Origin of the sequence: Ideonella azotifigens (genome assembly GCF_006519715.1) — a bacterium.
In the GTDB taxonomy this organism is placed as follows: domain Bacteria; phylum Pseudomonadota; class Gammaproteobacteria; order Burkholderiales; family Burkholderiaceae_C; genus Ideonella; species Ideonella azotifigens.
The window spans coordinates 1-1,244 of the sequence record NZ_VIDT01001099.1 but is presented as its reverse complement, the minus strand read 5'-3'; the positions used below and the strand labels follow the sequence as shown (position 1 = coordinate 1,244).

Genomic DNA, 1,244 nt, shown 5'->3' with positions numbered 1-1,244 from the left:
GTTCTTCTTCCAGACGCCCAAAGATGGACGGATCGCCACCCTTGAGCTGGGCGACGACGGCGCCGCTCGCGGCGTGCTGCACCAGCAAGGCGTTGATGCGCGCCTGGGCGGTGGCGGCGGTGAAGCCGCGCTTGCCCACGTCCAGCCACAGGGCTTGTGGCGCGAAGTCGCGCAGCGACGGGTCGGTCAAGGCGTCGAACAGCACGACCTGCGCCTGGCCCAGCGCCCGGGCACCGCGCAGCGTGATCAGGTCAGCCGAACCAGGGCCGGCACCGATGAAGATGACGCGGCCTGGTGTTGCGGGGTTGGCAGGCAGGGACATGCGCGGGTTCAGGCTTCGGCCGTCTCGGCTTCAGGTCGAACGTGCAGGCCGCATTCCTTGGCCTTCTCGTCTTCCCACCACCAGCGGCCAGCGCGGAATTCCTCGCCTACGGCGATGGCGCGGGTGCAGGGCGCGCAGCCGATGCTGGGCATGAACTGGTCGTGCAGCGCGTTGTACGGCACGTTGTTCTGCTCGATGTAGTGCCAGATGTCGGCCCAGGTCCAGTCGACCAGCGGGTTGTACTTGGTGCGGCCGTTGGCCTCGACTTCGCTGGCGGGCATCTCGCCACGGTTTTGCGACTGCTCGCGGCGCAGGCCGGTGACCCAGGCGCTGCGGCCTTCCAGCATGCGGCCCAGCGGCTCCAGCTTGCGAACAAAGCAGCAGCCCTTGCGCAGCTCCAGGCTTTCGTACATGGCCTTTTCGCCGTTCTTGCGCACGAACTGCACCACCGCTTCGTTGCGCGGCTCGTAGACCTCGACCGGCAGCTGATAGCGCTGCTCGATCTGCGGAATCAGCGCCAGCGTCTGGGCGTGCAGCGCGCCGGTCTGCAGCGTGCCGATGGCAATGGGCAGCTTGTGGCGGGCGATCAGGTCGGTCAGCACCATGTCTTCGGCGCCCAGGCTGTTGGCCAGCACGACGCTGCCGGGGTGCTGCTCGGCGGCTTCGCGCAGCCAGGCGACCGTGGCCGCCACGCGCGCTTCGAAGCCGGCCGTGTGGCGTGCATACAGCGCAATCGCGCTGGACGCGGCGCTGGCCCAGGGCAGGGCGGAGGTTTCTCCTGCGTCGGGCGCGGGCAGGACGGAGATGTTGTCGGCGCTCATGCAGCAAGCCTTGCAAACAGCGGGCGGGTCTGCGAGACATCACCCTGGTAGTTCTCGGTGACCAGCGTCAGCGCGCGGCGGGCGCTTTCTTCGCGCTGGTC

Annotated in this window: 2 protein-coding genes; both read right to left on the bottom strand. The window is 68.5% G+C overall.

Annotated features, from left to right (window positions below):
* Positions 1-322 (bottom strand): uroporphyrinogen-III C-methyltransferase (locus FKP22_RS30855; protein ID WP_233447037.1); only part of this gene is annotated, 322 nt, incomplete at its 3' end.
* A gap of 8 nt (positions 323-330) precedes the next feature.
* Entirely contained in the window at positions 331-1,143 is an 813-nt protein-coding gene (locus FKP22_RS30850; RefSeq protein WP_141291992.1) for a phosphoadenylyl-sulfate reductase, read from the bottom strand.
* Positions 1,144-1,244: the final 101 nt, after the last annotated feature.